Annotated in this window: 3 protein-coding genes; 2 read left to right on the top strand and 1 reads right to left on the bottom strand. The window is 44.3% G+C overall.

From position 1 onward, the window contains the following. Nucleotides 1-276: 276 nt before the first annotated feature. Nucleotides 277-891 carry a transcriptional regulator gene (locus KIV40_RS25475; protein WP_285351978.1) on the top strand — a complete coding sequence of 205 codons (615 nt, stop codon included), beginning with the start codon at nucleotides 277-279 and terminating at the stop codon, nucleotides 889-891. Nucleotides 892-1,011: 120 nt separating this feature from the next. Next, complete coding sequence (locus KIV40_RS25470; protein WP_285351977.1) at nucleotides 1,012-1,374, top strand: DUF3135 domain-containing protein; 363 nt, start codon at nucleotides 1,012-1,014, stop codon at nucleotides 1,372-1,374. On the opposite strand, the gene KIV40_RS25465 is transcribed toward KIV40_RS25470, so the two are convergent. Beyond that, nucleotides 1,371-1,634 (bottom strand): GIY-YIG nuclease family protein, encoded by a 264-nt coding sequence (locus tag KIV40_RS25465; protein WP_375164883.1) that lies wholly within the window; start codon nucleotides 1,632-1,634, stop codon nucleotides 1,371-1,373. The two genes, KIV40_RS25470 and KIV40_RS25465, sit on opposite strands and share 4 nt — an antisense overlap. Between the last annotated feature and the right edge of the window lie 124 nt (nucleotides 1,635-1,758).

Genomic DNA, 1,758 nt, shown 5'->3' with positions numbered 1-1,758 from the left:
CACTCGCTCGATAAGACCCCTTGTTCAGTGGATTAAGCCATAGAGGTTCGGGGTAGCTCCCCATAAAGAAACCGGATATACGTGCACTTGTAAACCGCTAACTTAAGCTTCTTGCATTACTAGGGGAGTCCATATACGTCCCTCGCTGTTCAGAATGACGACATATATTTGTGCGCATTAACACAGACCCAACAAATCCACACACAAATTAAGTCAACACTTTTCTTTACTAACCCTATCGAGCATAATATGTACTGACGTATAAATGGTGGGTATATGAAGACCGTAGATAGGATTTTGCAAATCGTTAAGCGTGATGGCTCTGTCACCGCGAAACAACTCTCTTCTGAACTGGGTATGACAACAATGGGTGCGCGCCAGCACCTGCAAGGTTTGGAAGATGACGGCGCCCTGTCGATTCATGATGTAAAAGTCAAAGTTGGTCGCCCAACTCGCCATTGGTCTCTTACACAAAAAGGTCATGAGCAATTCGCTGATCGTCACGGTGAACTAACCATTCAGTTTATTGAGGCTGTAGAGCACATCTTCGGTAAAGACGGATTGGAGAAAGTCACGTCCGAACGCGAGAAACTCACCTTACAGAACTACCAACAGCATCTTGAGCAGTGTGAGTCTCTAGAGAGCAAACTAAAGACACTGGTTACTCTGCGTGAGCAAGAAGGCTACATGGCAGAACTAGAACAAGATGAACATGGTTTTATCCTCATCGAAAACCACTGCCCTATCTGCAAAGCCGCGACTCGCTGCCCAAGTTTGTGCCAATCTGAGCTCAACGTCTTCCAATCGCTTCTCGGCAATGAAACCAAAATCGAACGCGCCGAGCACATCATCAGTGGTCAACGCCGCTGCGTGTACCGTATTCAAGCCTAATATCTCGACTCACTCCCACTTTGTTATGAACATGCACTCTTATTAGTGAGACGATGCTGTCATTCCTTCTATCTCGGTTTCTACATGGATTAAGCTTTTAGTAACTAGGAGCAACATCCAATGGATTTGGAGATAGTTATGCCAAGCCCCCACAAACCACAAGTTTTGCCCTCATTCGATGAAATGGTAAAAATGGCAGAACGCGATCCCGAAGCCTTTGAACAGTTTCGTCATGATATGGCGAAAGAAATGATTGAAGGCGCCTCAGAACGGATGCAACCACGATTGTGGGCTCAGCAAAGCCACATAGATAGAGTCATCCACAACTGCAAAAATCCCAACCACACCAACGTTGTGTTGATGAATGAGCTACAGAAACAGGTCGTAAAATTCAGAGAGGCATTACAAGGGGAAACGGCACCAACTCAAAAAGCCGATGTGGTTGAGTTGAGAGCGTTTAAAGGTAGAGATGATTTTTACTAAAACTCATTGGATAAATCGAGAAAGTCAGGGTTAGATTCTCTCACTAAATCTAACTTCCATTCACGCTTCCATTGTTTCAACTGCTTTTCTCGGTTTATGGCAGTTGCCATATCTTCAAACAGCTCAAAGTAAACGAGCTTGTGAACGTGATACTTCTTGGTAAAGCCCTCGACTACTCCGTTTTTATGTTGCCATATTCTTTGGGGCAGCTGACTGGTAACACCAATGTAGAGAACAGAGTTATTTTTTGAAGTTAGGATGTAAACGCAAGGTGTTTTGTCGATGGTTCATTCTCCTTAATGAGTTGTTTTAGTTTCCTATTGTGACCCACCAGCAAAGTTAGCTTACTTCAAACTCGGAGCACTCGGTGAGTAGATTCTGAAT

The organism is Vibrio sp. D173a, assembly GCF_030248475.1.
Note: the sequence above shows the minus strand (reverse complement) of the source record. Positions and strands in the feature narration are given on the sequence as shown.